Source organism: Micromonospora sp. NPDC048894 (assembly GCF_040649765.1).
In the GTDB taxonomy this organism is placed as follows: domain Bacteria; phylum Actinomycetota; class Actinomycetes; order Mycobacteriales; family Micromonosporaceae; genus Micromonospora; species Micromonospora antibiotica.
Window position 1 is genome coordinate 535517 of the sequence record NZ_JBEZFY010000002.1, and the last position, 24424, is coordinate 559940.

24 protein-coding genes are annotated in these 24424 nt (G+C 73.1%); 7 read left to right on the forward strand and 17 right to left on the reverse strand.

Annotation, left to right across the window (positions count from 1 at the left end; genetic code table 11):
• Positions 1 to 8 precede the first annotated feature (8 nt).
• From AB0C22_RS06275 to AB0C22_RS06315, 9 genes are all read right to left on the reverse strand, one after another.
• The gene (locus AB0C22_RS06275; protein ID WP_357018198.1) at positions 9 to 188 is read right to left on the reverse strand and encodes a hypothetical protein; all 180 of its coding nucleotides are present in this window, start codon (positions 186 to 188) and stop codon (positions 9 to 11) included.
• A 153-nt stretch (positions 189 to 341) separates the two neighbouring features.
• Positions 342 to 770 carry a DUF2267 domain-containing protein gene (locus tag AB0C22_RS06280; RefSeq protein WP_208566289.1) on the reverse strand — a complete coding sequence of 143 codons (429 nt, stop codon included), beginning with the start codon at positions 768 to 770 and terminating at the stop codon, positions 342 to 344.
• Between the two features lie 4 nt (positions 771 to 774).
• Positions 775 to 966 (reverse strand): hypothetical protein, encoded by a 192-nt coding sequence (locus AB0C22_RS06285; protein WP_219461148.1) that lies wholly within the window; start codon positions 964 to 966, stop codon positions 775 to 777.
• A 291-nt stretch (positions 967 to 1257) separates the two neighbouring features.
• The gene (locus AB0C22_RS06290) at positions 1258 to 1656 is read right to left on the reverse strand and encodes a TraR/DksA C4-type zinc finger protein (RefSeq protein ID WP_219461145.1); all 399 of its coding nucleotides are present in this window, start codon (positions 1654 to 1656) and stop codon (positions 1258 to 1260) included.
• 174 nt (positions 1657 to 1830) lie between these two features.
• Complete coding sequence (locus AB0C22_RS06295; protein ID WP_219461142.1) at positions 1831 to 2499, reverse strand: uridine kinase; 669 nt, start codon at positions 2497 to 2499, stop codon at positions 1831 to 1833.
• A 24-nt stretch (positions 2500 to 2523) separates the two neighbouring features.
• Entirely contained in the window at positions 2524 to 3132 is a 609-nt protein-coding gene (locus tag AB0C22_RS06300; protein WP_219461137.1) for a winged helix-turn-helix domain-containing protein, read from the reverse strand.
• A gap of 282 nt (positions 3133 to 3414) precedes the next feature.
• On the reverse strand, positions 3415 to 3918 hold the full coding sequence (locus AB0C22_RS06305) for a winged helix-turn-helix domain-containing protein (RefSeq protein WP_357534033.1): 504 nt from the start codon (positions 3916 to 3918) through the stop codon (positions 3415 to 3417).
• 138 nt (positions 3919 to 4056) lie between these two features.
• Positions 4057 to 4548 (reverse strand): rhodanese-like domain-containing protein, encoded by a 492-nt coding sequence (locus AB0C22_RS06310; protein WP_208566295.1) that lies wholly within the window; start codon positions 4546 to 4548, stop codon positions 4057 to 4059.
• Between the two features lie 92 nt (positions 4549 to 4640).
• On the reverse strand, positions 4641 to 5093 hold the full coding sequence (locus AB0C22_RS06315) for a cysteine dioxygenase family protein (RefSeq protein WP_219461128.1): 453 nt from the start codon (positions 5091 to 5093) through the stop codon (positions 4641 to 4643).
• 179 nt (positions 5094 to 5272) lie between these two features.
• Here AB0C22_RS06315 and AB0C22_RS06320 point away from each other — a divergent pair, with 179 nt between their 5' ends.
• Positions 5273 to 5665 (forward strand): ankyrin repeat domain-containing protein, encoded by a 393-nt coding sequence (locus AB0C22_RS06320; protein ID WP_208566297.1) that lies wholly within the window; start codon positions 5273 to 5275, stop codon positions 5663 to 5665.
• A gap of 160 nt (positions 5666 to 5825) precedes the next feature.
• On the opposite strand, the gene AB0C22_RS06325 is transcribed toward AB0C22_RS06320, so the two are convergent.
• From AB0C22_RS06325 to secA2, 4 genes are all read right to left on the reverse strand, one after another.
• Complete coding sequence (locus AB0C22_RS06325; protein ID WP_219461124.1) at positions 5826 to 6587, reverse strand: class I SAM-dependent methyltransferase; 762 nt, start codon at positions 6585 to 6587, stop codon at positions 5826 to 5828.
• 101 nt (positions 6588 to 6688) lie between these two features.
• The gene (locus AB0C22_RS06330; protein ID WP_357533805.1) at positions 6689 to 7192 is read right to left on the reverse strand and encodes a DUF2231 domain-containing protein; all 504 of its coding nucleotides are present in this window, start codon (positions 7190 to 7192) and stop codon (positions 6689 to 6691) included.
• 215 nt (positions 7193 to 7407) lie between these two features.
• Complete coding sequence (locus tag AB0C22_RS06335; RefSeq protein WP_219461117.1) at positions 7408 to 8148, reverse strand: GAF and ANTAR domain-containing protein; 741 nt, start codon at positions 8146 to 8148, stop codon at positions 7408 to 7410.
• 176 nt (positions 8149 to 8324) lie between these two features.
• Positions 8325 to 10616 (reverse strand): accessory Sec system translocase SecA2, encoded by a 2292-nt coding sequence (gene secA2, locus AB0C22_RS06340; protein WP_357533807.1) that lies wholly within the window; start codon positions 10614 to 10616, stop codon positions 8325 to 8327.
• A gap of 650 nt (positions 10617 to 11266) precedes the next feature.
• Here secA2 and AB0C22_RS06345 point away from each other — a divergent pair.
• Both AB0C22_RS06345 and AB0C22_RS06350 read left to right on the forward strand, forming a co-directional pair.
• Positions 11267 to 11875, forward strand: a complete 609-nt coding sequence (locus AB0C22_RS06345; RefSeq protein ID WP_208566302.1) for a LysE family transporter — start codon at positions 11267 to 11269, stop codon at positions 11873 to 11875.
• A 32-nt stretch (positions 11876 to 11907) separates the two neighbouring features.
• A complete protein-coding gene (locus tag AB0C22_RS06350) occupies positions 11908 to 13794 on the forward strand; it encodes a KedN5 family methylcobalamin-dependent radical SAM C-methyltransferase (RefSeq protein WP_219461112.1) in 1887 nt (628 codons plus the stop codon).
• Between the two features lie 66 nt (positions 13795 to 13860).
• Here AB0C22_RS06350 and AB0C22_RS06355 read toward each other — a convergent pair whose 3' ends face one another.
• On the reverse strand, positions 13861 to 14949 hold the full coding sequence (locus tag AB0C22_RS06355) for a zinc-binding dehydrogenase (RefSeq protein WP_357533810.1): 1089 nt from the start codon (positions 14947 to 14949) through the stop codon (positions 13861 to 13863).
• Positions 14942 to 15976 carry a Gfo/Idh/MocA family oxidoreductase gene (locus tag AB0C22_RS06360; RefSeq protein WP_219461104.1) on the reverse strand — a complete coding sequence of 345 codons (1035 nt, stop codon included), beginning with the start codon at positions 15974 to 15976 and terminating at the stop codon, positions 14942 to 14944. The genes AB0C22_RS06355 and AB0C22_RS06360 overlap by 8 nt, the downstream gene beginning before the upstream one ends.
• Before the next feature lie 252 nt (positions 15977 to 16228).
• Here AB0C22_RS06360 and AB0C22_RS06365 point away from each other — a divergent pair, with 252 nt between their 5' ends.
• From AB0C22_RS06365 to ctaD, 4 genes are all read left to right on the forward strand, one after another.
• Positions 16229 to 17209: a glucosyl-3-phosphoglycerate synthase gene (locus tag AB0C22_RS06365; protein ID WP_308290700.1), complete on the forward strand. Its 981-nt coding sequence runs from the start codon at positions 16229 to 16231 to the stop codon at positions 17207 to 17209.
• Between the two features lie 100 nt (positions 17210 to 17309).
• Positions 17310 to 18467 (forward strand): glycosyltransferase, encoded by a 1158-nt coding sequence (locus AB0C22_RS06370; RefSeq protein WP_219461098.1) that lies wholly within the window; start codon positions 17310 to 17312, stop codon positions 18465 to 18467.
• Between the two features lie 112 nt (positions 18468 to 18579).
• On the forward strand, positions 18580 to 19308 hold the full coding sequence (locus AB0C22_RS06375) for an ATP-binding protein (RefSeq protein WP_357533813.1): 729 nt from the start codon (positions 18580 to 18582) through the stop codon (positions 19306 to 19308).
• A gap of 89 nt (positions 19309 to 19397) precedes the next feature.
• Positions 19398 to 21404: a cytochrome c oxidase subunit I gene (ctaD, locus tag AB0C22_RS06380; protein WP_219461095.1), complete on the forward strand. Its 2007-nt coding sequence runs from the start codon at positions 19398 to 19400 to the stop codon at positions 21402 to 21404.
• 77 nt (positions 21405 to 21481) lie between these two features.
• Here the strand turns inward: ctaD and AB0C22_RS06385 are convergent, their stop codons facing one another.
• Together AB0C22_RS06385 and AB0C22_RS06390 are read right to left on the reverse strand one after the other, a co-directional pair.
• Positions 21482 to 22621 (reverse strand): SigB/SigF/SigG family RNA polymerase sigma factor, encoded by a 1140-nt coding sequence (locus AB0C22_RS06385; protein ID WP_357533815.1) that lies wholly within the window; start codon positions 22619 to 22621, stop codon positions 21482 to 21484.
• Between the two features lie 334 nt (positions 22622 to 22955).
• On the reverse strand, positions 22956 to 24359 hold the full coding sequence (locus tag AB0C22_RS06390; RefSeq protein ID WP_357534035.1) for a hypothetical protein: 1404 nt from the start codon (positions 24357 to 24359) through the stop codon (positions 22956 to 22958).
• Positions 24360 to 24424 lie beyond the last annotated feature (65 nt).

Sequence of the window (24424 nt, forward strand, 5' to 3'; positions counted from 1 at the left end):
GGTGCCGGTCAGCGGGCGCTGCCGTCCGCGCCACCGTCGTGCTGACCCGGGGTGGCCCCGCCGTCAGCCGGGCCCTCCGCGCTGCCGTCCGCGCCACCGTCGTGCTGACCCGGGGTCGCGCCGCCGTCGGCCGGACCTTCGAGGCCGCCGCCGCTGGTGGTCTGGATGTCGTCGTCGTTCAGTGCCATGGGTGCTCCCTCGGGTGTGCCGCCCCGCCACGGGCGGGGTCTGTCGTGCGGGTGGTACCCCCCACACGATCTTCTCTAACCACACCGTAGACGCCCGGTCCGACGCGCGGGACGGATCGCCGGGCCCGGGTCGGGGGCAACGTGCGACCCGGATCAGGGAATCAGCCGTTGCAGGTCCCTCGGCATGCCGGACTTCACGTCCTGCCACTCGCCCTGGGTGACGTGCCGGCGCAGGGCGTCCAGCACCACCTGCGCCACCCGCTGCGGGCCACCCTCGACGTCGTACGGGAAGCCCTGCCGGACCTCGTAGAGGAAGTCGTCCCGGTTGAGCTTGACCGGCACGTTCTCCGGCTGCCACCCGTCGAAGTAGATGCCCCGCACCAGGACCGGCAACTGGGCGGCGAACTCCGCGCACTCCTGCACGGTCATCCGGTCGCGCAGCAGGTGCAGCACCGTACGCAGCGCCGCGTACGACTGGTTGCGTCGCGCCCGGGGCCACCCGTACGCCTGCTCGATGTCCTTGAGGATCAGGTTGGTCTTGTCCACCGACGACTCGAACGCCGACATCAGTTGCTCCGCCATCGGGTCACCTCCCGGCCTTCGGCTCGCCGTCCCACCGACGGTCGTCGGCACGTCGGGGTGGCCCCGACGGTCCCCGCCCCTGGCGGGCCGGACTCCCGCCCCGGCCGATCCGCTCCGGTCGACGGGTGTCCCCACCCGAGCCGACGACGTGCAGCACCGCGCCCCGTCGTGGGTCCACCACCACCCGCACCGCCATCTCGGTCACCTCCGTGCCCGTTCTCGGTGTCCGGCCGCACGACGCGACCGGTCGGCCCTGCCGGCCGGCACGGCCGGGAGCATCGCCCCGGTCCGCCAGCACCGGCCGGCACCTTCGATGCTGCCCGGTGGCGGGGTGAGTCGTCCTCACCCCGACGAGGTGAAACCAGGCGACCTGGGGGGAGGTGACCGGCGTCGGTCACCGGCCGGTGGTGGCGGCACCAGGGCCGCGGTCAGCGGCCGGCCGCACGTGGTGGACGGCGGTCGGCGCGTGGTGGCGGGAGGGCTGCGGTCAGGCGGCCCGCCGCTCCCGGTTCTGCTTGCAGGTCACGCAGGCGGTGGCCGAGGGGTAGATCTCGAGCCGCTCCACCGGGATCGGCGCCGTGCAGCCCTCGCAGAAGCCGTAGGTGCCCTCGTCCAGCCGGGTCAGCGCGTGCTCGAACTGGGCCCGCCGGTCGAGGATGGTGCGCAGCAGGGACTGGGCGGTGTCCCGCTCGGCGGTCTTGGTGCCGCTGTCGGCCTGGTCGTCGCCGGCGGTGTCGCCGACCTCCACCAGCCGCAGCACCTGGCTCTGCGCGACGGCCTGCTCGTACTCCGCGGACAACTCGTCGTAACGGGCCCGCAGGGAGGTCCGGATCTGGTCGGCCTCCGCCGTGGTACGGGCGGTGCCGACGGTGTCGTGGACGAGCATCGCTGCCTGCCTTTCCTGGGACCGGCGCGGCCGAACGGCGCGCTCCGGACTCGGACGGCACGGTTGAGATCACCCGTGCCGGATGAGCCCCGCGATTACCCACTCTCCCGATCCAGCAAACCATCGGGTTTCCCGGTCCGGTGAGCGCCGCCTCCCGCGAGCCACGCCGAGGGCTCAGCCGGTCGCCTCGTCCCGCTGCACCCAAGCCGGGTGGCGGGGGTCGTCGACCCGGACCACCACGTCGGCGAAGGAGGCCGGGGCGACCTCGTCGGCATACCGGGCGAAGGCCGGGAGGGTCCACCGCTGCGCCGGTTCGGTGCGCCGGGCCAGCGCGCCCGGCGAGAGCACCAGGTGCACGGTGACGTCGAACGGGAGTCCCCCACCGAGCAGGAACGCCCCACTGACCACCAGCACCGTACCCGGGGACAGGACCCGGTAGGCCGCCCGGCTGGCCCGGTCGGCCGCCGCGTCCCACAGCGAGGGCAGCACCCGCCCGGTGCCACCGGGGCCGGCCGGGTCGAGCACCTCCCGACGCAGGCCGGCCTCGTCGGTCCAGCTCTCGTAGTAGGCGTCGGGGTTGGTCCGGCCGGTTTCGTAGCGGACCGAGGCGGGCCGGAGGAAGTCCCCGGCACGCAGGTGCACCGCCGGGCGACCCCCGGCGCGCAGCGGGTCGATCAGGGCGGCGGCGAGCCGCTCGGGAGCCGCAGCCGGTGGGCCGTCGACCGCGACCCGTAGATGGGCCGGCGCAGCGGATCCGGCGGAGGCCGGTGCGGACGCGACCGTGAGGAGCCGTTCGGTCAACTCGGCGACGAGCCGGTCGGGCGAGATCGGACGGACACGCATCCCCCCATGGTGCCCTGCGGGCCCTCAGCCGGTGCGGTCGACGGTGACCCGGGCGTCGTCGGCGAGCCGGTAGCCCACCCCGTAGACCGTGGTCACCAACGGGACGTCGATGCCGACCTTGCCGCGCAGCCGACGGACGTGCACGTCCACGGTGCGTACCCCGGCATGCTCGTAGCCCCACACGGCGTTGAGTAGTTGCAACCGGGTGAACACCCGACGGGGGTGGGCCACCAGGTGCAGCAACAGGTCGAACTCCAGTCGGGTCAGCGGCAGCGGCTCGCCGTCACGCAGCACCGAACGGGAGGAGGCCAGGATGTGCAGCATCGGGATGGTGGCCGCGAGGGACCGACCCGGGGACCGGCCGGCCGGGACCTGGTCGGGTCGCCGCTCGGCGGGGACGCCGGTGGTGGTGATGGTGCCCTCGCCGCGTTCCAGCATCTCGCGGGCCGCCTCCAGCAGCCGGCGGGCCGGCGGGGTCAGCGACTCCTCGCTGGCCAGCGGGATCGACAGGGTCACGGTGAGCACGGGGGTCACGCCGTTGGCCGGCCGACGCTGGCCGCCGGGGGGTCGACCCGGGACCGAGGGTTGGGACGTATGCCATCCGGCGCGCGACGATGCGGGGCTGACCGACATGGTCCTCCTTGGGCTGGTCCGGGTAACTCCGCACGGCCCGGGACGCCGCTGCATCGATGCTTCCCGGCCCCTGGACGGGGGTCAAGGGGCGACCGCGTTGCATGAATGTGACAATTGACGAACAGTTCGCAGCCGGTCCCTCGCTCTGCGTACGAGCCAGATGATTACAGCAGAAGCGCCGACGTGTCCCAAAACGGGGGGTGCCTGCGCGTCAGGGCACCACCACGACGACGCGACGCACCCGCTCGGCTGAGCCGGGTGCGTCGCGAATGGGTCCGACGGTCAGCGGAAGCGGTCCACCCGGACCCTCGCCTCGTCGGCGAGCCGGTAACCCACTCCGTACACGGTGGTCACCAGCGGGGTGTCCACGCCGAACTTGGCGCGCAGCCGCCGGACGTGCACGTCCACGGTACGGGCGACGGCGTGCTCGTACCCCCAGACGCTGCCGAGCAGCTGGAGCCGGGTGAAGACCCGGTGCGGGTGCTCGGCGAGGAAGAGCAGCAGGTCGAACTCGATGCGGGTGAGCGAGATCTCCCGCTCGCCCTGGCGCACCACCCGGGTGCCGGCGAAGATCCGCAGGGTCTGCGGGTCGTCACCGGCCGGCGAGGGGTCCATCGTGGCCGGCGACGGGCGCGGGGGCGGCACCGACGACAGCAGGCGCGGGGCGGTCGGCTCGCTGAGCCGGACCGCCCCCTCCCCCGTCTCGACCAGTTCGCCGAGCAGGTCGACCAGGCGGGCCAGCCGGGGCGTCAGCGGCCCGGCGGTCAGGTCCAGGGTGATGGTCACCGACGGCGTGGACCGGGGCCGACCCGGCGCCACCCGGTCGGGGCGGCCCGGTGGGTGCGGACGCGCGGTGAGGGTGACGAGGGACATGGGAGCCTCCTGTGTGGCGGTGCGTCCGCCACGCCCGGTGGGGCGCGACGGTCAGTGCGGCGTCCGGCCGGCGGTCACCGGCGGCGCGAGGGAGGGGGTACGGGGCGACGGCGCCGGCCCCAGGGTCGGCAGTCCGGCGATCCGCCAGGCGACGAATCCGCCGACCACGTCGGTGGCCCGGTGCAGCCCGAGATCCTGCAACGCGACGGCGGCCAACGACGAGGTGTAGCCCTCCTGGCAGATCACCAGCACCGGCAGGTCGTAGCCGGCCGCCTCGGGTAGCCGGGCCGGGCAGCGTGGATCGAGCCGCCACTCCAGCACGTTGCGTTCGATCACCAGAGCGCCCGGCACGGTGCCGTGGGCGGCCCGTTGGGCGGCCGGCCGGATGTCGACCATCAGTGATCCGCCCCGGTGGGCCAGGTGCGCCTGCTCGGGGTCGAGCCGGCGCAGGCGGGTGCGGGCCTCGGCGAGGATCTCGTCGATGCCACGCGAACCCGGTGGCGGGGCCGGACAACTCTCGGTGAGGGTGAGGTGCTGCGGCATCGTCGCGGTCCTTCCATGGGCGAGCCGACGGGCGGGCGGAACAGGGGCGGAGGCGGGGACAGCGGCAGGGACGGGGACAGCGGCGGGGGGCGTCACCAGGAGACGCCGGCGAGGGCGACCTCGGCCACCTGGAGCCGGCCGTCGACGAGGTGGTACCGGGTCATGTGGCGCAGTGCGGGCCGGTAGACGTGCACGCTGACCGCGGGCCGGTCGCCCCGGTTGGTCACCACGTGCACGTGACGGGGGCCGAACCGTCGCCCGGCCCCGGCAGCGAGCCGGTGCGGGCGCAGCCGTCCACCGGAGACCGTCTGTTCGGTCAACTCACCGGCGACGACCAGGAAGGCACCCGAGGAGCCACCGTGATCGTGCAGGTCGGTGCCCTGACCGGGCAGCCAGCTCAGCGCCCAGACCTCGTGGTCGTCGGCCGAGACGAGCCGGGCGTACCACCGCTCGGCGCGGTCGAAGCACAGCGGCACCGCCCAGGTGGTGGGGTCGGTGTACCGGCCCGCGACGGCGAGCAGGTCGGCGGTGTGGATGCTGGTCATGGTCACTCCCGTGGTGAAACGTCCCGCACCACTCTAAGCTGTAAAGCCTATAGGTTTAGTAGGTAATACCGCATGCTGGGACAGGCGGTGCGGGCCGGCCCGCTCCGGCATCCGGACGGGTGACAGCGGGCACCCGGCGACCACGCCCCCGCCCGCGCCCGGACCTCTAGGCTGGACCGGTGACCGAGGAGTTGGACGCCGAGACGCTGGCCTTCGCCCACCGCATGTTCGACCTGGCCCGGCTGGGCGAGGCCACCGAACTCGGCGGCCACGTCGACGCCGGGCTACCGGTGAACATGACCAACGACAGGGGCGACACCCTGCTCATCCTGGCCGCCTACCACGCCCACCCGCAGACCGTGGCGGTGCTGCTGGCCCGGGGCGCGGACCACACCCGGGTCAACGACCGGGGGCAGACGGCGCTCGCCGCAGCGGTGTTCCGGCGCGACGCCGAGACGGTACGTGCCCTGCTCGACGCCGGAGCCGACCCGGAGCACGGCACCCCGTCGGCGGTGGAGACGGCCCGCTTCTTCGACCTGCCGGAGATGCTCACCCTGCTCGCCACCCGCTGACCCCGGCTCCGGCGGGGACACCGGCCAGCCGCGACGGGCGCGGCGGCCTCCGGGCCCGGTCGACTCGGCCCGGTCGACGGTGCGGTGTCCTGGCAGGCGGACACCGCGTCGGCGACCCCCCGGAGTGGACCTTCCGCCCGACCGGTCGGCGTGGTCGGGGTCACCCGGCCGGCTTGTCGGCCTCGATCAGAAAGCGGCGGGAGTGGGCGACGAACACACCGTCGGCCCGGATCCGCGCGTGCAGCCGCTCCAACTGCGGCCGGTACCGCTCGACGTCGAAGTCCGGCACGGTCCAGACCACCTTACGCAGGAACCAGACCACGGCACCGACGTCGTGGAACTCCACCCGCAGGACGGCCCGCTCGAGGCGTACCACGTCGAGGCCGGCGGCCCGGGCGGCGGCCACCGCCTGGGCGGTGTGCCGGGTGGCCGGCGGCGGCAGGGGCCCCAGCACCGCCTCGCTCAGCTCGCGCATGGTGCCGGCGCCGATCTGCTGGGACAGGTAGTGGCCGCCGGGCCGCAGCACCCGGGCGATCTCCGCCCACGGGGTGTGCACCGGGTGCCGGCTGGTCACCAGGTCGAAGGCGGCGTCCCGGAACGGCAGGCCCGCGTCGGGGTCGACCTGCACCACCCGCCCGTCGAGCCGTTCCAGCGTCCGCCGGGCGACCGCGACGTTCGGCGGCCACGCCTCGGTGGCGACCAGCAGCGGGGGCGGCTGCGGCACCTCGGCGAGCACCTCACCACCACCGGTGTCGATGTCCAACGCCGACTGGGCCGCCGCCATCCGGGCGGCCGACAGGCGGGCGTAACCCCACGGTGGGCGTTCCTCGGTGGCCCGGCCGCCCAGCCAGTCGAACCCCCAGCCGTCGACGGGGGCCACCGCCGCCTCGGCGATCAACTCGGCACAGCTCCGACCGACCATCCGCCCACCCTGCGGCACCCCGGCGCGAGCAGCAACCCCATTGTCCGCGCCAGACCCCACCCGGATCGCCGCCCGGCGCGTTGCCGGGGCGGGGACAGCGGTCAGGGGGCGGGACGGGCGATCTCGACGGTGGAGCCGGCGGGGAGGGCGTCGAAGGCGTCGAAGCCGGTGGGCTCCGGGAGGCCGGAATCGAACTGGCGCATCAGCCGGGCACCGAGCCCGACGCCGACCGCACCGACCGTCAGCGCCACCAGCTCGGTCACCAGCAGCACCCCGGTCGCACCACGCTGTGGGGCGTCCGCCCGGATCAGGCAGGCCAGCAGGAAGAGCGCGGCCATGCCGGCGTTGACCATGTTGAAGGTGATCATGGTGCGACGGTGCGGCCCCGGCCGTACGTCCCACAGGTCGATCATGCCGGCCACTGCGGCGAGCCCGGCGGCCACCAGCGCGGCGACCGCCGTCCAGTAGCCGACCTCACCGAGAAAGGCCGGACCACCGGCCACGTCGGCGAGGTCGAAGACGGTGGCGCTGACGAAGAGCCCGAACGGGAACGTCACGAGCATCGGTTGGATGGGATGCCCCTGCACCCTCAGGCGGCTCTCCATCGTTTCCTCCCCGGGATCGGCTCAGCTCACCGGTCCAGGGTGCTACCCGCACGCCGCTGCGACGAAACGGTCGGGCCGTGATTCGCGGGTCCGGAGAGAAACGACACCGTCGGCTGACGCCGTACCGGGATCAGCATCGGCGACATGGCGGCATCGCCATACGTCGATACTGCTACGTCGGCCCCGGCGAGCGGGTCGACCGAACCGGCCGGTCGTCAGGACTCGCGGGGGCGGGAGACCGTGGTGACCAGCCGTTCGGCCACCTCCCGTAGCGGGATGTCCAGTGAGGACGCCGCGCTGCGCAGCACGTCGAGGGCCTCCGGCGCCGGGCAGCCCCGCTGGGTCATGATCACCCCGACGGCCTGGCCGACGACGTTCTCCCCGAGCAGCGCGCCGTCACGTTCGCTGTCCCGCTCGGCCCGCCTGGCCCGGTCCCGTACGGCGGCCAGCAGCAGTCCCGCGTGCTCGGCGAGCAGCATCGCGGTGAGCTGGTGCCGGGTGCCCAGCGTGCCGTGCCGGCCGGCGTACAGGTTGATCGAGCCGATCGCCCGCTCGTCCACGTCCACCGGGGCGGAGATCACCCCGCGCACGCCGAGCCGGCGGGCGCGGTCGGTCCAGGCCGCCCACCGGTCCTCGACGGTCAGATCCGTCGCGATGATCATCTCGCGGCGGCGGATGGCGCTCATCGCTGGTGACTCCGCACCGTGCCCCAGGTCGTCCAGCTCGGCCAGCCGGGGGTCCGACGCGGCCACCCCGGCGGGCTCACCGGCCCGCAGCGCGGTGAAACCGCACCAGAGCACCCCCGGGACGGCGTCCGCGGCGATCCGGACCAGCTCGGTCAGCGCCTCGTCGAAGTCGTCGACCGCGATCAGCCCCGCGGTCAGCTCCCGCAGCAGGGCGGCCGTCTCCAGTACCCCGAGCGTGTCGATGGTCAGCTCCCGCATGTCCAGGTTCACCGGCCCACGGGCTCCGTCGTACAGCTGCCGCCCGGCACCGGCGTCGTTGCCTGTGTCATCGTGATGATCTCTCCCCCGAGTCGTGGGCCCCGGGCTACTACCCTGGCAAAACCGGATCGAAACCGCGTAAAGGAACCCCTCCGGCGCGTTTCGCGCCGGAGGGGTTCCCGGGCCGCTCAGCGGGCGGCGGCGAGCCGACGACCGACCGAGGCGATCAACCGGTCCAGCTCCGAGCCGAACGGGTTGTCGTGCACCAGGTACGTCCAGGTCGCGCTGGGCCGCACCAGCTTGGCGGCGTCCGGCTCCCAATCCTCGGCGAACTCGGTCTCCTCGAAGGTCGCCAGGGTCCGCGTCTCGATCTCGGGGATGAGGTTGGTGAACGCCGGCACCGCCGCCCGGTGGAACTCGTCGAGCGGGTCGAGCCGGCCCAGCGCCCGCAGGTGCACGCCCTCGCGAACCTCGGACAACTCGGCCAGGTGCTCCGCCCAGAGCCGGTCGGTGTGGTAGAGCGCGATGGAGCGGGCCACCCGGGCCAGCAGGTCCTCGTCCATCTCCCCGGCCTTGTCGGGCATCCGGTCGAGCAGCATCAGCGCGGCCACGTCCGAGGTGAGCAGCCGCTCCCGGCGCTCGGCCAGGGCGATGCGCTGCTGCTCGATGACGACGCTGTAGCGCCAGGTGTTGCGGTGGATCTCGTGGTTGACGCCCTCGGCGACCCGCTGGGCGTGCTCCACCGCGTAGTCGACCTGCTCGTCGGTGACCAGGCCGTCGGCGTTCATCCGGGGCGAGGCCGGGATGGTGTCGCCGGCGTGCCGCACGACCAGGTCGTCCTCCAGGCTGGTGAAGAAGACCGAACCGCCCGGGTCACCCTGCCGGCCGGCCCGACCACGCAGCTGGTCGTCGACCCGACGGCTGTCGTGCCGGCCGCTGCCGATCACGTAGAGGCCGCCGAGTTCGGCCACCCGCTCCTGGTCGACCTGCTCACTGCCGCCGAGCCGGATGTCCACGCCCCGGCCGGCCATCTGGGTGGAGACGGTCACCGCGCCGTACGCGCCGGCCTCGGCGATGATCGCCGCCTCCTCGTCGTCGTTCTTGGCGTTGAGCACCACGCACGGCACCCCGGCGGCGTGCAGGCCGGCGGCGAGCCCCTCGGACTCCTTGACGTCGAGGGTGCCGACCAGCACCGGGCGGCCCGCCTCGTGGCAGCGCCGGATCTCGTCGATCAGCGCCTCCTCCTTCTCCGCCCGGGTCGCGTAGATCCGGTCCGGCTCGTCCTCGCGGACGCAGGGGGTGTTCGGCGGGATCACCGCCACCTCGAGGCCGAAGAACTCGCGGAGCTGGTCGCCGACCAGCACCGCGGTCGCCGTCATGCCGCACAGCTTGGGGTAGCGCGCGATGTACGCCTGCACGGCGATGGTGCCCAGCACCTCGCCCTCGGCGGTGGCGTCCAGTCCCTCCTTCGCCTCCACGGCGGCCTGGAGGCCGTCGGGCCAGCGGCGGCGCTGGGCGACCCGGCCGCGCATCTCGTCGATCAGCTCCACCGAACCGTCACGGACGATGTAGTCGACGTCGCGGTGCAGCAGGGCGTGCGCGTGCAGCGCCACGTTCACCGCGGAGAGCTGGCCGACGTGCTCGGTGTCGTACAGGTCGATGCCGCCCAGCTTGGCCTCGACGGCGGCCAGGCCCTCGGTGGTGAAGGCGACGCTGCGGCCGTCCTCGGCGACCGTGTAGTGCCGGCCTCTGCGCAGGCCGCGCACGAGTGCGGCGGAGGCGTGCACCGGATCCTGCTCGCCGGTGGTCGAGCCGGCCAGCACCATCGGCACCCGGGCCTCGTCGATCAGGATCGAGTCGGCCTCGTCGACGATCGCGGTGGCCAGCGGCGGCTGGACCCGGTCGGCGATGTCGGTGACGAGCTGGTCGCGCAGGAAGTCGAACCCGGCCTCGCTGACCGAGACGTAGGTGACGTCGCAGCCGTACGCGGCCCGCCGCTCGGTCGGGGTGGAGGCCTCGTTGACCCAGCCCACGCTCAGCCCGAGCAGCCGGTAGGCCGGCGTCATCCACTCGGCGTCCCGGCGGGCCAGGTAGTCGTTGACGGTGAGCACGTGCACCGGCCCGTTGCCCAGCCGGACGTGCCCGTAGGCGGCGATGGTGGCGGTGAGCGTCTTGCCCTCACCGGTGGCCATCTCGGCGACCTTGCCGGACAGCAGCGCCATCGCGCCGAGCAGCTGCACGTCGTACGGCCGCTGGTCGAGGCCCCGGCGGGCGGCCTCGCGGCCGACGGCACAGATCTCGGCGTACTCCGTGGCCGCACCGGCGGCCACGGTCAGCGCGTCGTCGTCGAGCGCCGACAGGTCATCCTCGCGCGCGGCGATCCGCGGCAGCAGCTTCTCCAGCGGAGCCAGGTCGACCGTCGTCCCGGGGCGCTGGAGGAACCGGCGGAACCTGCTCTTCAACCGTTGCGACACACCCATGAGCGGCAACGGTACGCGAACCAGCGCGGAAAAGGCTGCCCGGTTGGCCCGACGCGGGCCCGGTGTCCCGTTCCCCACCCGTGCGGGCAGGTCAACGCGGGTGCCGGCGGGTCCGGGTGGCCACCGGCCGACCGGCGGCGACCGACGCGGTGGACTGGCGGGCGTCGATCCGGGGGGCCGGTCCGGCCCGCCGGGCGGGGGCTCGGTGGCCGGAGCACCCCCGATCCACAATTCCCACTTTATGGGACGTGTGAGCGGCGGATTCGGCGGCGGACGGCGGGCCCACGGCGACGGGGGGCGAAGCTCCCATAGCCCTCCGTAGTCGCAGGTCAGTTCGCCCCACCGCCACCGCACAACCGCCGGGGCGACGCGATCCGGACGCCGGCCGCCACCACGGGTGCCGCAATTATCCGGCGTCGGGGGCGCGGGTGCTGGCGGACACCCGGTACATTGACTGCTGTTGCTCCCGGGCAGGCATCCCAGGGGGAGGAGAATGCCATCCCGACTTCCGCTGGATCCGCTGTCAAATGCCCGCGACGGGCGGTCGAGCAACCCCGGTGCGGCACGCCGAAGACGGTTGGCGATTCGCCGCACCCGAACCGCTACGATCATTACTCTCACTATTCCGCCGGGGGGCTACGGGTAGGAGTATGGACATCTTCTTCGCCGGCCTGTTGCTCGGGCTGGCCATGATTACGCCGATCGGTCCACAGAACATCTTCCTCATCAACCAGGGCTTCAGCGTGGGCATGCCACGGGCCTGGGTGGCGGTCGGTGCCGCGGGCGTCTGCGACACCGTCCTCATCGTCCTGGGCGGCGCCGGCGCCTCGGCGGTGCTGCAGAGCGTCCCCGGCCTCAAGACGGTGCTGCTCGTCGTCGGGGTCGGCTTCCTGAGCTACCTCGGGGTGCAGTGCTTCCGCACCAGCACCCGCGGGCCGGACGCCCTGGCCACGGGTGGTCTGCCCTGGACCCGGGTGGTGGCCCGGTGTGCCTCGGTCTCGGTGCTCAACCCCCACTCGGTGCTCGACGTGGTGGGTGTACTCGGCGTCGCCATCGCCACCCAGACCCCGGACGACCGACCGGTGTTCGCCGCCGGCACGGTCAGCGCCTCCTGGGTGTGGTTCATCGTCCTCACCTCCGCGGCATCCTCCCTGCGGCGCTGGTTGACCCCGCAGCGTCGGCAATGGATCGATTGGCTCTCCGGTTCGCTGCTGCTCCTGTTCGCAGCACTGTTCGCCATCGAAGCGGTACGCGGTTAGTCCCTCCTATTCGCGAACGGAGACACCGCACCATGTTCAAGATCGGATTGGTGCAACAAAGCGCATGGGACCTGCCCATCGATTCCATGCCACTGGCGGCGGGATATCTCAAGGCGATCCTCGACGCCGATCCCGACCTCGGTTCCGAGACCGACGTGCAGATCCACAACCTGCGCGGCGGCTGGTCGATCACCGAAATGGCCCGAAGGATATTCGCCAGTGAGCCGCCGGACATTCTCGCGTTCTCGGTGCTTGGTTGGAACTACCGGAACTTCGCCTGCCTGGCCGACCTCTACAAGCAGCTGAAGCCGGGCGGCACCGTGGTCTTCGGCGGCAACCACGTCAGCCACCAGGGGCCCCGGGTGTTCCGCGAACACCCCGCGGTCGACGTGGTGGTCAACGGGGAAGGGGAACTCACCTTCCGTGACCTGACCGCCGCGATCCTCGCCCGCCCCGGTGACCCGGCGCTCGACACCGTGGCCGGGGTCTCCTACCGGGACCCGGACGGGGCCTGCCACACCACCGAGGACCGGCCACGGATCGAGAACCTCGACGTGATCCCCTCGCCGTTCCTCACCGGAGCCATCCCCCTGGTCGACCGCAACGGAGCGTTCCCGTACGAGTTCGCGTTGCTGGAGACCAACCGGGGCTGCCCGTACAAGTGCTCGTTCTGCTACTGGGGCGGGGCGACCGGGCAGCGGGTGCGCTCGTTCTCCCGGGAACGCCTCGCCGAGGAACTCGACCTGTTCGGCTTCCACCAGGTGCCCACGGTCTTCCTCTGCGACGCCAACTTCGGCATGTTGGAGGCCGACGAGGAGTTCACCGAGGACCTGCTGAGCACCAACGCCCGGTACGGCTTCCCGACGGCGCTGGAGGCCAACTGGGCCAAGAACAAGTCCGAGCGGTTCCACCGCATCGTGCGGACCCTGCGGGACCGGGGGTTCAAGAGTTCGTTCACGCTCGCCCTCCAGACGCTGTCCGACGAGGCGCTGGGCGACATGCAGCGGCGCAACATGAAGCTCAACCAGTGGGAGGCGCTCGCCGACTGGCTGGCCCAGGAGAAGATGGAGGCGTTCGTCGAGTTGATCTGGGGAGCGCCCGGTGAGACCACCGCCTCGTTCTTCGACGGCTACGACCGCCTCGCCGAGAAGGTCCCCCGGATCGCGGTCTACCCGTTGCTGCTGCTGCCGAACACGGGCTACAGCGAGCAGCGCCAGCTCCACGGGTTCGTGACTGTCCGGGGCCAGCACGACGACTTCGAGTACGTGCTGGCCAACCGCACCTCGACCCTGGCCGAGAACTTCGCCATGCAACGCTTCATGTACCTGGCCCGCATCCTCGGCGAGAACCAGTACTTCCGGCGGCTGTGGCGACCGGCCCGCCTACTCGCCGGGCTCACCCAGAGCCAGGTGATCAACAGTCTGCGGGACTTCATCGAGGCGTCGGCCCACCCGGCGGTGGTGGCGTTCCGGGAGAGCTTCCCGATCATCGCCGAGTCGCCGGCCGTGGCGGCGGGGCACCGGATGCTCTACAGCGAGCCGGCGCTCGACGAGCAGATCGAACGGTGGTGGAACGACGCCGTGGTCAGCCGCTTCCCGGCCGACTGGGCCGAGTTCGGCCGGGAGCTGTACCGCTTCGAGCGCTGGAGCCGCCCGGTCTACCAGCCACCGGGCGCCACCCGGCCGGCCGGCTGGCGGGTCGACGGCGAGGAGTACGCCAGTGACCCGGTCACCTTCCCCATGCCGGTCGCGGAGGTGCTCGCCGCCCTGGCCGACGGGGACCTGACCGCCCCGCGCGCCGCGGTGACGACGTACGAGTTCCGCAGCACACGCGGGTTCTACCAGCACCTGGACAACCACGAGACCGGGGCGCACTACTTCGCCCGGGCCGTGCCGCAGGTGACCGCCGCCGCGCGGTGACCTGCGGTACCGGTCGCGTGCGGTGGCCGGCCCATCGCACGCGACCGGCCCCCGGTGCGGTGCCGGTCAGCCGGTGAGCACCACCTGGAGTTCCTGGCGACGGCGTTCGGCCAGCTCGGTGAGGAGGGCGGGTCCCTGCCCGAACGGGACCACGGCCGAGATCAGGTGGGTGCGGATCAGGTCGCCGTACCGGCGCAGCAGGTCGATCGTCTCGGCGGAGAGGCGTTCCCGGTCCCAGGTGGGGGCGAGACCCCGGGGCACCCGGCCGATCTGTGCGCAGCGCAGCGACAGCCCGTTGTGGTGGAACTCCTCACCGAGCCGGACGGCGTCCGCGCCGCCCTGGTAGAACGCCAGGTCGATCACGGTGCCCTGGGGGCGCAGCAGGCGCAGCGCCAGGTGCAGCGCCCAGTCCTGACCCCGGCACTGGAACACCACGTCGGCGCCCCGGTCCCCGGCGCTGTGATGCCACCGGGTCTTGAGCACCACGGCGGGGTCGTCGGCGTCCGGGTCCAGGGTCTGCAGGCCGAGCGCCTCGGCGACCTGGCGGCGCTGCGGCGTCGGGTCGACCACCACCACCGAGGCGGCACCGTGCTGCCTGGCGAACAGGGCGGTGAGCAGGGCGACCACCCCACCGCCGACCACCGCGACCCGTCGGCCGCGCACCCCGTCGCCGAGCGAGCGGACATCGGTGCCATACAGGTCGGCGGCGGCGTGCAGCAGCCCGTTGGCGCAGATCGGGCCCATGTGGGCCACGTAGACGCCGAGCAGCGGATCGAGGTCGTCGGGCAGCGGCACGAACCGTTCGGCCAGCGGGTCGGCGACGTACCCGGTGCGGTGGCCGTAGGTCATCGCACCGACGGTGCCGACGGCGATCGCCGGGGTACGGCTCTGCACCACCTCGGCGACCTGCATGTAGCCGAGCCGGGTGACCGGGTACGGGGTGCTGGCCGTTCCGGGCCGGAACAGGCCGAGGCCGGTGTCGAAGGTGACGTTGAGGTAGGGGTTGGTGCCCTTGACGAAGCTCAGCTCGGTGCCGGCGGAGATGCCGCTGTAGCGGGTCCGCACCCGGATGGTGCCGTCGCGCAGCTCACCGGCCTCCTGCTCGGCCAGCTCGACCCGTCCCGGTCCGCTGACCACCACCACCGTGTCACGCATCGACGGTCGCCCCCGCGGGCCTCGCCGGCACGCCGCCGGCCACCGACGTCAGGGCGGCCGGGCCGGTGGGCAGGGTGACGGGGCGACCGGTGCGGGCGCTCTGCGCGACCGCGACCGCCAGTCGCTGGGTGCGCAACGCCTCCGCGTACGGCACCCGGATGTCGTCGCCGACGCCGGTGACCGCGTCGACGAAGGCCCGGTCGACGGCGACCCGGGCGTCGTCCGGGTCGGCCGCCAGGTGGCGTTCCCCGTCGGCGTCGCGGATCGTCAGGCCGTCCTCGGCCAGGGACAGGGCCAGCCCGTCGGCGAGGATCTCCAGGCCGGCGCGGTGTTTCCAGCCGAGCACGCAGGCGGTGGCGAGGGTGCCCACCGCCCCGGAGGCGAAGCGCAGCGTGGCAGCGGTCACCGCGTCGATGTCGGCGTCGTCGACCGGCGGCGGGTTGCCGTCGCCGTACGCGGTCACCTCGACGGCCTCACCGGCCAGCACGCGGATCAGGTCCAGCACGTGGGCGGCCTGCTCGACGACCGGGCCACCGGAGCGGTCCCGCACCGCCCACCAGGACACCGGGGGCACCTTGTCCAGCCAGGCTCCGTTGACCATCCGTACCGGACGGTCGGCGAGCAGTTGCCGGGCCCGCTGCACCACGTGCAGGTGACGCCAGTGGTGTCCGACGGCGGTGAGCAGCTGCTTCTCCTGGACCAGGGCGGCGATCCGCTCGGCGGTGTCCAGGTCGGCGGCGACCGGTTTCTCCACGAACATCGGCACCCCGGCTGCGATCACGGCTTCCTCCACCGGCCCGTGGGCGAACGGAGGCACGCAGACGTAGACGGCGTCCGGGCCGGCGGCCAGCAGTTCGTCGACGTCGGCGAAGACGTGCGCGGAGTGCGCGGCGGCCAGTTCCGTCGCCGCGTCCCGGGCCACGTCGGTGACGCCGAGCAACTCCACGTCGGCGAAACTCCCCAGCACGCGGGCGTGGCGTTGCGCCACCCCGCCGGCCCCGACCAGCCCCACCCGGCACGTACGCATTCTTCGGCCCTCTCGACGCGGTCATGACCAACGCCGTCAGCACTCCCCCCGATGGGCCGGGGCGAAACCCCGGGGTCGTCGCGCAACACAGCGTTCACCTGCCGGGAACCGGCCGGTGGAACCGACGTGATCAAGCTGTTAGGGATTATCCGGTTAGCGGTTGTGCGGGGGTGGGAAAACCACATCCGGGTTTTCCGCCATGGATCTGGGGGTTTGCCAGTGCGGGATACAACACCGATCGTCTCTCCTGTCGTGGAGGCGTGGGCCACCTATCGAACGACGTCGGCGCAGGACTGGCCCACGCGACGGCTGATGCGGGCGAAGGGAGAGAACCGGGTCAGCGTCGTGCTGCCCGCCCGCAACGAGGAAGCCACCGTCGGGGCGATCGTCGCGACGATCCGGGAACACCTGATGGACCGGGTTCCCCTGGTCGACGAGCTGATCGTGGTCGACTCCCGGTCGACCGACCGGACCGCACAGGTGGCCCGGGCCGCCGGCGCTGAGGTGGTCGGTCAGGACGAGATGACCCGGGGGCTGCCCCGGCTGACCGGCAAGGGTGACGCGCTCTGGGCCGGCTTGGCCGCCGCCGAGGGCGACGTCGTCGCGTTCATCGACGCCGATCTGCGGGAGTTCCGGCCGCACTTCGTGACCGGCCTGATCGGTCCGCTGCTGGTCGATCCGTCGGTGGAGTTCGTGAAGGGCTTCTACCACCGGCCCCTGGTCGGCACGACCAGCGTCGAGACCGACGGCGGCGGACGGGTGACGGAGCTGATGGCCCGGCCGCTGCTGAACCTGTTCTGGCCGGAGCTCGCCGGCTTCGTGCAGCCCCTGGCGGGCGAGTACGCCGGCCGGCGCGAGGTGCTGGAGCGGGTGCCGTTCGTCACCGGTTACGGGGTCGAGACGGCCATGCTGATCGATCTGCTGGAACTGGTCGGCCTGGACGCGTTGGCCCAGGTCGACCTGGGCGAGCGCAAGCACCGGCACCAGGACACCGCGGCCCTGGGCCGGATGTCCGCGCAGATCATGCACACCGCCTGGACGCGGTTGCAGCGGCGCGGTTGGGCCGCCCCGGGCACCAGCCCGGGAGCGCTGCTGACCCAGTTCCGTCGGGGCGGCTCGGAGGCGCTGCCGAATCTCGACCGGGAGATCGTCGTCAACGACGTCTCGGTGCAGGAACGTCCACCCCTGGCCGAGCTGCGGCCCCGGCTGCCGCGCCGGCGGGTGGCCGCGTGACGACGCGGCGGACCCTCCGACGCGACACCGGCAGTGCCACCCGACGCGCGGGGTCGACACCCGCCCGGGACTCCCACCGTCCCGAGAGGATTCCCCGATCATGAGTCTCACCGTGCTGATGAACGCCGGCCCCTGGCTGTCCGTGCCCCCACCCGGCTACGGCGGCATCGAGAACGTCATCGCCACCCTGGTGCCGGAGCTGCGTCGGCTCGGGGTGAAGGTGGTGCTGGCCTCGGTGGGGTCGAGCACCCTGCCGGTGGACGAGAGGTTCTCGGTCTACGACGACGGGCAGTTCGCGGCGTTGCAACGGCCCTACAACCAGGTGTGCGGGGTGTCCCAGGCGCACCTGGCCGGGGTGGTCCGGCAGGTACACGGCCGCGACGACATCGACCTGGTGCACGACCACGTGGAAGCCGTCGGGCTGGCCACCCTCGCGGCGATGGGGCCGGCCGCCCCACCGGTGCTGCACACCCTGCACTGGGACCTCGCCAAGCACCCCGAGCTGTACGGCAACCTCGACGCCGGGGCGCGGGTCCGGGTCAACGGGGTCTCCGCCGCCCAACTGGCCCGCGCACCCCGGGCGCTGCGGGCGCACTCGGTCGGGCACGTGCACCTGTCCACCCCGCTGGCCGTGCACGCCGACCGGGCGCCCCGGCCGGCCAAGGGTGACTACACGATCATTCTCGGCCGGATCAACCCGGGCAAGGGCCAGGACGTCGGCGCCCGGCTGGCCCGGCGCACCGGGGTGCCGCTGGTGCTCGCCGGCCCGGTCGGGCCGTACCACCGGCCGGCGGACCTGGCCGCGGCGGGCGAGGAGGCCCGGCAGAACCCGGACGTGCGGTTCTTCTACGACCAGGTCGCCCCGCACGTCGACGGTGACCTGGTCCGCTGGGTGGGCACGGTGGCCGGCCGGGAGCGCGACGACCTGCTGGCCGGGGCGCGGGCGTCACTGTTCCCGCTGCGCTGGGAGGAACCCGGCGGGACCGCCGTGGTGGAGTCGCTGGCGTTGGGCACGCCGGTGGTGGCGACCGGTCGGGGTTGCCTGCCCGAGCTGATCGCGCACGGGCGGACCGGCCTGCTCACCGACGACGAGGAGGAGCTGGGTGAGCTGCTGCTGGCGGCACGCCGGCTCGATCCGGACGAGTGCCGGCGGGAGGCCGCCGAGCGGTTCACCCCGGCGGTGATGGCGCAGCGGTACGTCACGCTCTACGAGACGGTCCGCGCCGGGGCCCGCAAGCCGCAGCTCCAGGCCGCCTGAACCACCGACCCGACCGGGTCCGGCCCGTCCTCGGTCCGGGCCCGGTTTCGTTCCCCGGGACCGCGGGTACCTGGCAGTTCTGCCCAGCACCGCGAGCGGAATCGAGGGGCCGATGGCCAGCCGGATCACCTGCGAGGTCCACGACGAGTCACCCGTGACCGTCGTACGCCTCGCGGGCGCACTCGACCTGGGCACCATGCGCGCCGTACACACCGTGCTGGACCGCTGCCTGGCCACGCTGCCGGACGCGTTGGTGGTCGACCTGGGCGGGGTGACCGTCGCCGACCGGTTGGCGCTGTCGGTCTTCGCCGCCACCGCCCGGCAGGCCGCGGACTGGCCGGCCGTGCCGGTGGTGCTCTGCTCCCCCCCGCCGGACGCCGCCGCCTGGCTGTCCACCTCCACCACCTGCCGGGTGGTGCCGGTACGGCAGGACTGCGCCGAGGCGGCCCGGCTGGCCGGGGCGAGGGCCGCACCCCGGTTGCGGGTCCGGTTGGATCCGGTGGCGGGGGCCTGCCGGCGGGCCCGTGAGCTGGTCGGTGACGCCTGCGCCCGGTGGAACGTCCCGCACCTGGTGGAACCGGCGTCGCTGGTGCTCAGTGAGCTGGTCGGCAACGTGGTGCGGCACGCCCACACCCCGATGCGGATCACGTTGACCCTGCACCAGCCGTACCTGCGGGTGGCGGTCGCCGACGGCAGCCGGGCGGTGGCGCGCGCGGCCAGCCCGGACGTGACCGCCGAGGGCGGCCGGGGTTTGCTGCTGATCCGGGACATGGCGCAGCGCTGGGGCAGTTCCCCGCTGGCCGACGGCAAAGTGGTTTGGGCACTCCTGCCCGCGAATTGACCGAAATTCCCTCTCTCGCCTGGTTACATGGGCGGAGGGACGGGTAGTCGCGCCCGTCCTTTCTGTCGTCACGACGGGGTGAGAGAGCCATGCCCAGACGGGTAACCACGGAACCCGCCCGAGACCGCGGCCCGGCGATCCTCGCCCCGGCCCGGTTCGGTGGCTTCCCCGGACCGGTCCGCCCGGCACTGCCCGGGAACAAGCTGCTGCGGCTGCTCGGCACCACCGACGCCAAGCAGATCGGCCTGCTCTACCTGGCCACGTCGTTCGTGTTCTTCCTGATCGGCGGCGTGCTCGCCCTGCTCATCCGGGCCGAGCTGGCCCGGCCCGGGATGCAGTTCCTCTCCCCCGAGCAGTACAACCAGGCGTTCACCATGCACGGCACGATCATGCTGCTGCTCTTCGCCACCCCACTGGTGTTCGCCTTCGGCAACTACATCGTCCCGTTGCAGATCGGCGCACCGGACGTGGCGTTCCCCCGGCTCAACGCGTTCGCGTACTGGCTGTACCTGTTCGGCGGCACGATGGTCGTCGGCGGCTACCTCACCCCCGGTGGTGCGGCCGACTTCGGCTGGACGGCGTACAACCCGCTCAGCGACGCGACGCACTCCCCCGGCATCGGGGGGAACCTGTGGGTGGTCGGCCTGGTCGTCTCCGGCCTGGGCACCATCCTGGGCGCGGTCAACCTGATCACCACCACGCTGACCCTGCGCGCGCCCGGCATGACCATGTTCCGGATGCCGATCTTCACGTGGAACATGCTGCTCACCGCCGTCCTGGTGATCCTGGTCTTCCCGCTGCTGGCCGCCGCGCTGCTGGCGCTGGGCGCGGACCGGCTGCTCGACGCCCACGTCTACGACCCGGCGACCGGCGGGCCGATGCTGTGGCAGCACCTGTTCTGGTTCTTCGGCCACCCCGAGGTCTACATCGTGGCGTTGCCGTTCTTCGGCATCATCACCGAGATCATCCCGGTCTTCAGCCGCAAACCGATCTTCGGCTACACCGGCCTGGTGCTGGCCACCGTCGCGATCACCGTGCTGTCGATGACCGTCTGGGCGCACCACATGTTCGCCACCGGCCAGGTGCTGCTGCCGTTCTTCAGCTTCCTCAGCTACCTGATCGCGGTGCCCACCGGGGTGAAGTTCTTCAACTGGATCGGCACCATGTGGAAGGGGCAGCTCACCTTCGAGACGCCGATGCTGTTCGCCGTCGGATTCCTGGTCACCTTCCTGCTCGGCGGCCTGACCGGGGTGCTGCTGGCCAGCCCGCCGGTGGACTTCCACGTCACCGACTCGTACTTCGTGGTGGCGCACTTCCACTACGTGCTGTTCGGCACCATCGTGTTCGCCGCGTTCGGCGGGGTCTACTTCTGGTTTCCCAAGATGACCGGCCGGCTGCTCGACGAACGGCTCGGCAAGCTGCACTTCTGGACCATGTTCATCGGCTTCCACGCCACCTTCCTGGTGCAGCACTGGCTGGGCGACGAGGGGATGCCCCGCCGGTACGCCGACTACCTGCCCGACGACGGCTTCACCACGCTCAACATGATCTCCACGGTCGGGTCGTTCGTGCTCGGCGCGTCCACCCTGTTCTTCCTCTACAACGTGTGGAAGTCCTGGCGCTACGGCGCGCTGGTGACGGTGGACGACCCGTGGGGTTTCGGCAACTCCCTGGAATGGGCCACCACCTGCCCGCCCCCGTTGCGCAACTTCGACCGGATGCCCCGGATCCGCTCCGAGCGGCCCGCCTTCGACGCCAAGTACGGCCCCCTCGTCGCCGACCTCGGCCGGGACCTGCCGCAACGCACCACCCGGCCACCGCAGCACCTGCACGACGAGCTGCACCACGAGCGGCACGTCCCCGAGTCACCGGCGGCCGAGGGCGCGCACGGGGCCCGGGAGGCGGTGGAGTACCAACCCGCCCCGCAGTCCGGCGCCCGCCCGGTGGAGGTGCCCGAACCGGAGGACGTCCGCCGTCCCGGCTTCGCGCACTCCGACGCCCCGGACGACGACGGCCCCGGCGGTGCGAACCCCGACACCCCCGAACGGTGGCGGCACCCGCACGGCACGGACGACGACGACCCCGGACGGCGCTGACCCGCAACGGCCGTCGGGCCGGCACCCCGTTCGGGGGTGCCGGCCCGACGTTCGTCCTGCGCCGGCCGGAGCCGGGGTCAGGCGTCCACGGTGGCGGGCAGGCCGGCGGCGGCCAGCGACCGCCGTACCGCCGGCTGGGCCCGGGTCAGCCGCAGCGGCACCCCGGTCCGGATGGCGGCGTCCCGGCCGGCCACCAGCGCGGCGATGCCACCGGCGTCGACCCCGCCCGCTCCGTCCAGGTCCACCACCAGCTCGCGGGGCTGCCCGGCGACCGCCTCCAGCATCGTCCGGCGCAACTGGTCCGCGCCGTCGCGGTCGATCTCTCCCCCGACCTCGACCACCGTCCGCTCCGTGGTGCGTCTGACCGCGATCCGGTTCCGGCCGGTCTCCGTCTCGGCGGTGCCGTTCTGCCAGGGCGGCGGGGTGTCGGCGAGCATCGCCTGACGCAGCCAGGTCAACGCCCGCGACAGCAGCCGGGACACGTGCATCTGGGAGATGCCGAACCGGGCGGCGATCTCGGCCTGGGTCTGGTTGCCGTAGAAGCGCATCGCCAGGATGCGCCGTTCCCGCCAGGGCAGCCGGTGCAGCAGCCCGCTGACCGTCACCCGGTCGTCCACCGACTCCAACGCGTTGTCCGACTCGCCGACGAGGTCACCGAACTCGGCGGAACTCTCCCCGCCGACCGGCGCGTTGAGCGAGGCGGGGCTGTAGCCGGCCGCCGACTCCAGGGCGGCGAGGATTTCCTCCTCCGGCGTCTCCAGCCGGGCCGCCAGCTCGGCCACGCTCGGCGCGCGGGACAGTTCGCTGGTCAGCGCCGAGGTGGCCTGCCCGACCTCCAGGATCAGGTCGCGCAACCGCCGGGGCACGTGCACCCCCCAGGTGCGGTCCCGGAAGTGCCGCTTGATCTCACCGACGATGGTGATCGCCGCGTACGCCGTGAACGAACCCCGCTCGGGGTCGTACCGGTCGACGGCGTTGACCAGGCCGAGCCGGGCCACCTGCTCCAGGTCCTCCAACGGCTCGCCCCGCCCCCGGTAGCGGCGGGCCAGCCGGCCGGCGAACGGCAGGGCGAACCGGACCAGGTCCTCGCGGGCCTCGCCCCGACGCTCCGGTGGCAGGCCGGCGATCCGCGCGGCGTACGCCAGCGCGGCGGCGTCCAGATCCTCCAGACCCCGTTCGGTCGGAGGTGGTGTGGTCGTGGTGGTCTGTCCGAACATCCGCGCCTCCCTCAGGAAGGTCCCCCGCCCGGATCGAGCCGGTCGTGCGCGTGGTGGCACCACGCACCGGGTCGGAAGTGGGGTCACGTGCCGCGCCGGGATCGCCGGACGCGCGGAGGCGATGACCGGTCGCCACCCGGCGTGATCGCACCGTCGCGGCGAGCGGTCTTCCCGCTCCCCAGGTACTCAACCACGCGGCCCCGGGTTCGCGAGGATGTTTCGGTGTGCCCGGTCCGGCCCGACGGCGCGGACACCCCCGGCGTCCCCTTTCCGGGTTACCGGCTGCCCGTCGCCCGCCGGAGCGGGCGGTGTCGGCGCCGGACGGGCAGGCCGGTCAGGACACGGCCAACCCCAGCGGGGCACCCGCGTCCCGGAGCCCGGCCAACGCGTCGGCCACGCTCAGCGGCGGCGGCGTCGGCAGGTCGTACGGCTGACCGCGCAGCACCTCGGTGGCCCGCCGGGTGGCCACCGAGGCGACCGGGTAGCCGCGGGCGGCGGTGCGGTCCAGGGCCCGGCGACGACGGCCGAACGCCGCCACCGCCAGCCACTGCGGCAGCCCGGCCAGCGCCGGTGAGCGCATCCCCGGCGACTCGGGCAGCACGTCCACCGAGCTGAACGGCTCGCTGCCGGCGAGCCACCACTCCACCTCCTCGACGCTGCGTCGGGTCGCGTTCTCACACCAGTACGGCACCAGTCCCGCCCGTACCACCTGCCACGGGTCGAACAGCCGGCCGCACTCGACCACCAACCGGTCGCCGGTCTTGCCGGCCCGACGCAGCCACCGGCGGTACAGGTCGGCGGTCGCCGCGCTGAGCGCCCCGGGGTGCGGCGTCTGCACCTGACGCAGCTCGTGCCCCCGGCTGCGGGCCCAGTGGTCCAGCGTGCGGGTGAAGCCCGGTTCCACCCCGTGCTCGGCGGGCTCGCGGGCGGCGGTGACCGCCGGTGGCTCCCAGCCCTGCCCGGTCCCGCCGACCGCCCGCAGCACCTGACGCAGGGTGGGTGAGTCGGTGTGGAAGTCCACCGGTTCCAGCCCGCTGGCCGGGGAGCCGAGCTGGAAGCTGTGCCCCTGCCCGGAGTCCGACACCGGCCACCGACGGCCGTCACCGACCAGCAGCAGCACCGCCCGGGGCGTCAGCCGGTCGGCCAGGAACCGGGCGTACGCCACCGGCAACGCCCGCCACCGGGCCACCAGGCTGATCGCGACGCCGGCCAGCGTGCCCCGGCTCGCCGGGCAGTGCACCTGGCGGACGTGCAGGTCGGGGTTGCCGGCGAGGATCCGGGCGGCGAACGCGGCACCCTGGTCCAGGGCGGCACCGGGCCGGTCCACCGCGCCGCGCGTCCAGTGCGCGGTCATCTCGAACCCGGTGGGCAGCCAGGGCACCCCGAGCGCCACGGCCAGGTGCACCGCGGCGGCGTGCGGGGAGCCCAGCACCAGCGCCGGATACCGTTCCCGGGGGTACTGGTCGACGATCCACCGGGCCACCCGTTCCCCGTCCACCTCGCCGGCCTGTGCGGCGGTGAGCGCCAGCTTGCCGGCGACCCGCCCGGCGACGGCCCCCCGCACCGGCTTCGGCGCGGGGGTGAACCGTGACGGCGGGCTCGGCTGGCCCAGGTCGGCGCAGTCCACCCCGCGCAGGGCCCGGGCGGCGGCGGCCACCAGCACCCGCGCGGGGCTGCCCACCGCCACGACCCGGTCGCCGGCCAGCCCCGCACCCTGGGCCGTCGGTCCCGCCGGCACCACCGACGCCGGCTCCACCCCGCCTCGATCACTCACCACGCAGCCCGGCTTCCCCTCCCTCTGGG

Bases quoted from the DNA above. Each gene is read 5' to 3' on its own strand.
- AB0C22_RS06275 (WP_357018198.1), bottom strand. From the start codon at position 188: ATGGCACTGAACGACGACGACATCCAGACCACCAGCGGCGGCGGCCTC.
- AB0C22_RS06280 (WP_208566289.1), bottom strand. From the start codon at position 770: ATGGCGGAGCAACTGATGTCGGCGTTCGAGTCGTCGGTGGACAAGACC.
- AB0C22_RS06285 (WP_219461148.1), bottom strand. From the start codon at position 966: ATGGCGGTGCGGGTGGTGGTGGACCCACGACGGGGCGCGGTGCTGCAC.
- AB0C22_RS06290 (WP_219461145.1), bottom strand. From the start codon at position 1,656: ATGCTCGTCCACGACACCGTCGGCACCGCCCGTACCACGGCGGAGGCC.
- AB0C22_RS06295 (WP_219461142.1), bottom strand. From the start codon at position 2,499: ATGCGTGTCCGTCCGATCTCGCCCGACCGGCTCGTCGCCGAGTTGACC.
- AB0C22_RS06300 (WP_219461137.1), bottom strand. From the start codon at position 3,132: ATGTCGGTCAGCCCCGCATCGTCGCGCGCCGGATGGCATACGTCCCAA.
- AB0C22_RS06310 (WP_208566295.1), bottom strand. From the start codon at position 4,548: ATGCCGCAGCACCTCACCCTCACCGAGAGTTGTCCGGCCCCGCCACCG.
- AB0C22_RS06315 (WP_219461128.1), bottom strand. From the start codon at position 5,093: ATGACCAGCATCCACACCGCCGACCTGCTCGCCGTCGCGGGCCGGTAC.
- AB0C22_RS06325 (WP_219461124.1), bottom strand. From the start codon at position 6,587: ATGGTCGGTCGGAGCTGTGCCGAGTTGATCGCCGAGGCGGCGGTGGCC.
- AB0C22_RS06330 (WP_357533805.1), bottom strand. From the start codon at position 7,192: ATGGAGAGCCGCCTGAGGGTGCAGGGGCATCCCATCCAACCGATGCTC.
- secA2 (WP_357533807.1), bottom strand. From the start codon at position 10,616: ATGGGTGTGTCGCAACGGTTGAAGAGCAGGTTCCGCCGGTTCCTCCAG.
- AB0C22_RS06345 (WP_208566302.1), top strand. From the start codon at position 11,267: ATGGACATCTTCTTCGCCGGCCTGTTGCTCGGGCTGGCCATGATTACG.
- AB0C22_RS06350 (WP_219461112.1), top strand. From the start codon at position 11,908: ATGTTCAAGATCGGATTGGTGCAACAAAGCGCATGGGACCTGCCCATC.
- AB0C22_RS06355 (WP_357533810.1), bottom strand. From the start codon at position 14,949: ATGCGTGACACGGTGGTGGTGGTCAGCGGACCGGGACGGGTCGAGCTG.
- AB0C22_RS06360 (WP_219461104.1), bottom strand. From the start codon at position 15,976: ATGCGTACGTGCCGGGTGGGGCTGGTCGGGGCCGGCGGGGTGGCGCAA.
- AB0C22_RS06370 (WP_219461098.1), top strand. From the start codon at position 17,310: ATGAGTCTCACCGTGCTGATGAACGCCGGCCCCTGGCTGTCCGTGCCC.
- AB0C22_RS06375 (WP_357533813.1), top strand. From the start codon at position 18,580: ATGGCCAGCCGGATCACCTGCGAGGTCCACGACGAGTCACCCGTGACC.
- ctaD (WP_219461095.1), top strand. From the start codon at position 19,398: ATGCCCAGACGGGTAACCACGGAACCCGCCCGAGACCGCGGCCCGGCG.
- AB0C22_RS06385 (WP_357533815.1), bottom strand. From the start codon at position 22,621: ATGTTCGGACAGACCACCACGACCACACCACCTCCGACCGAACGGGGT.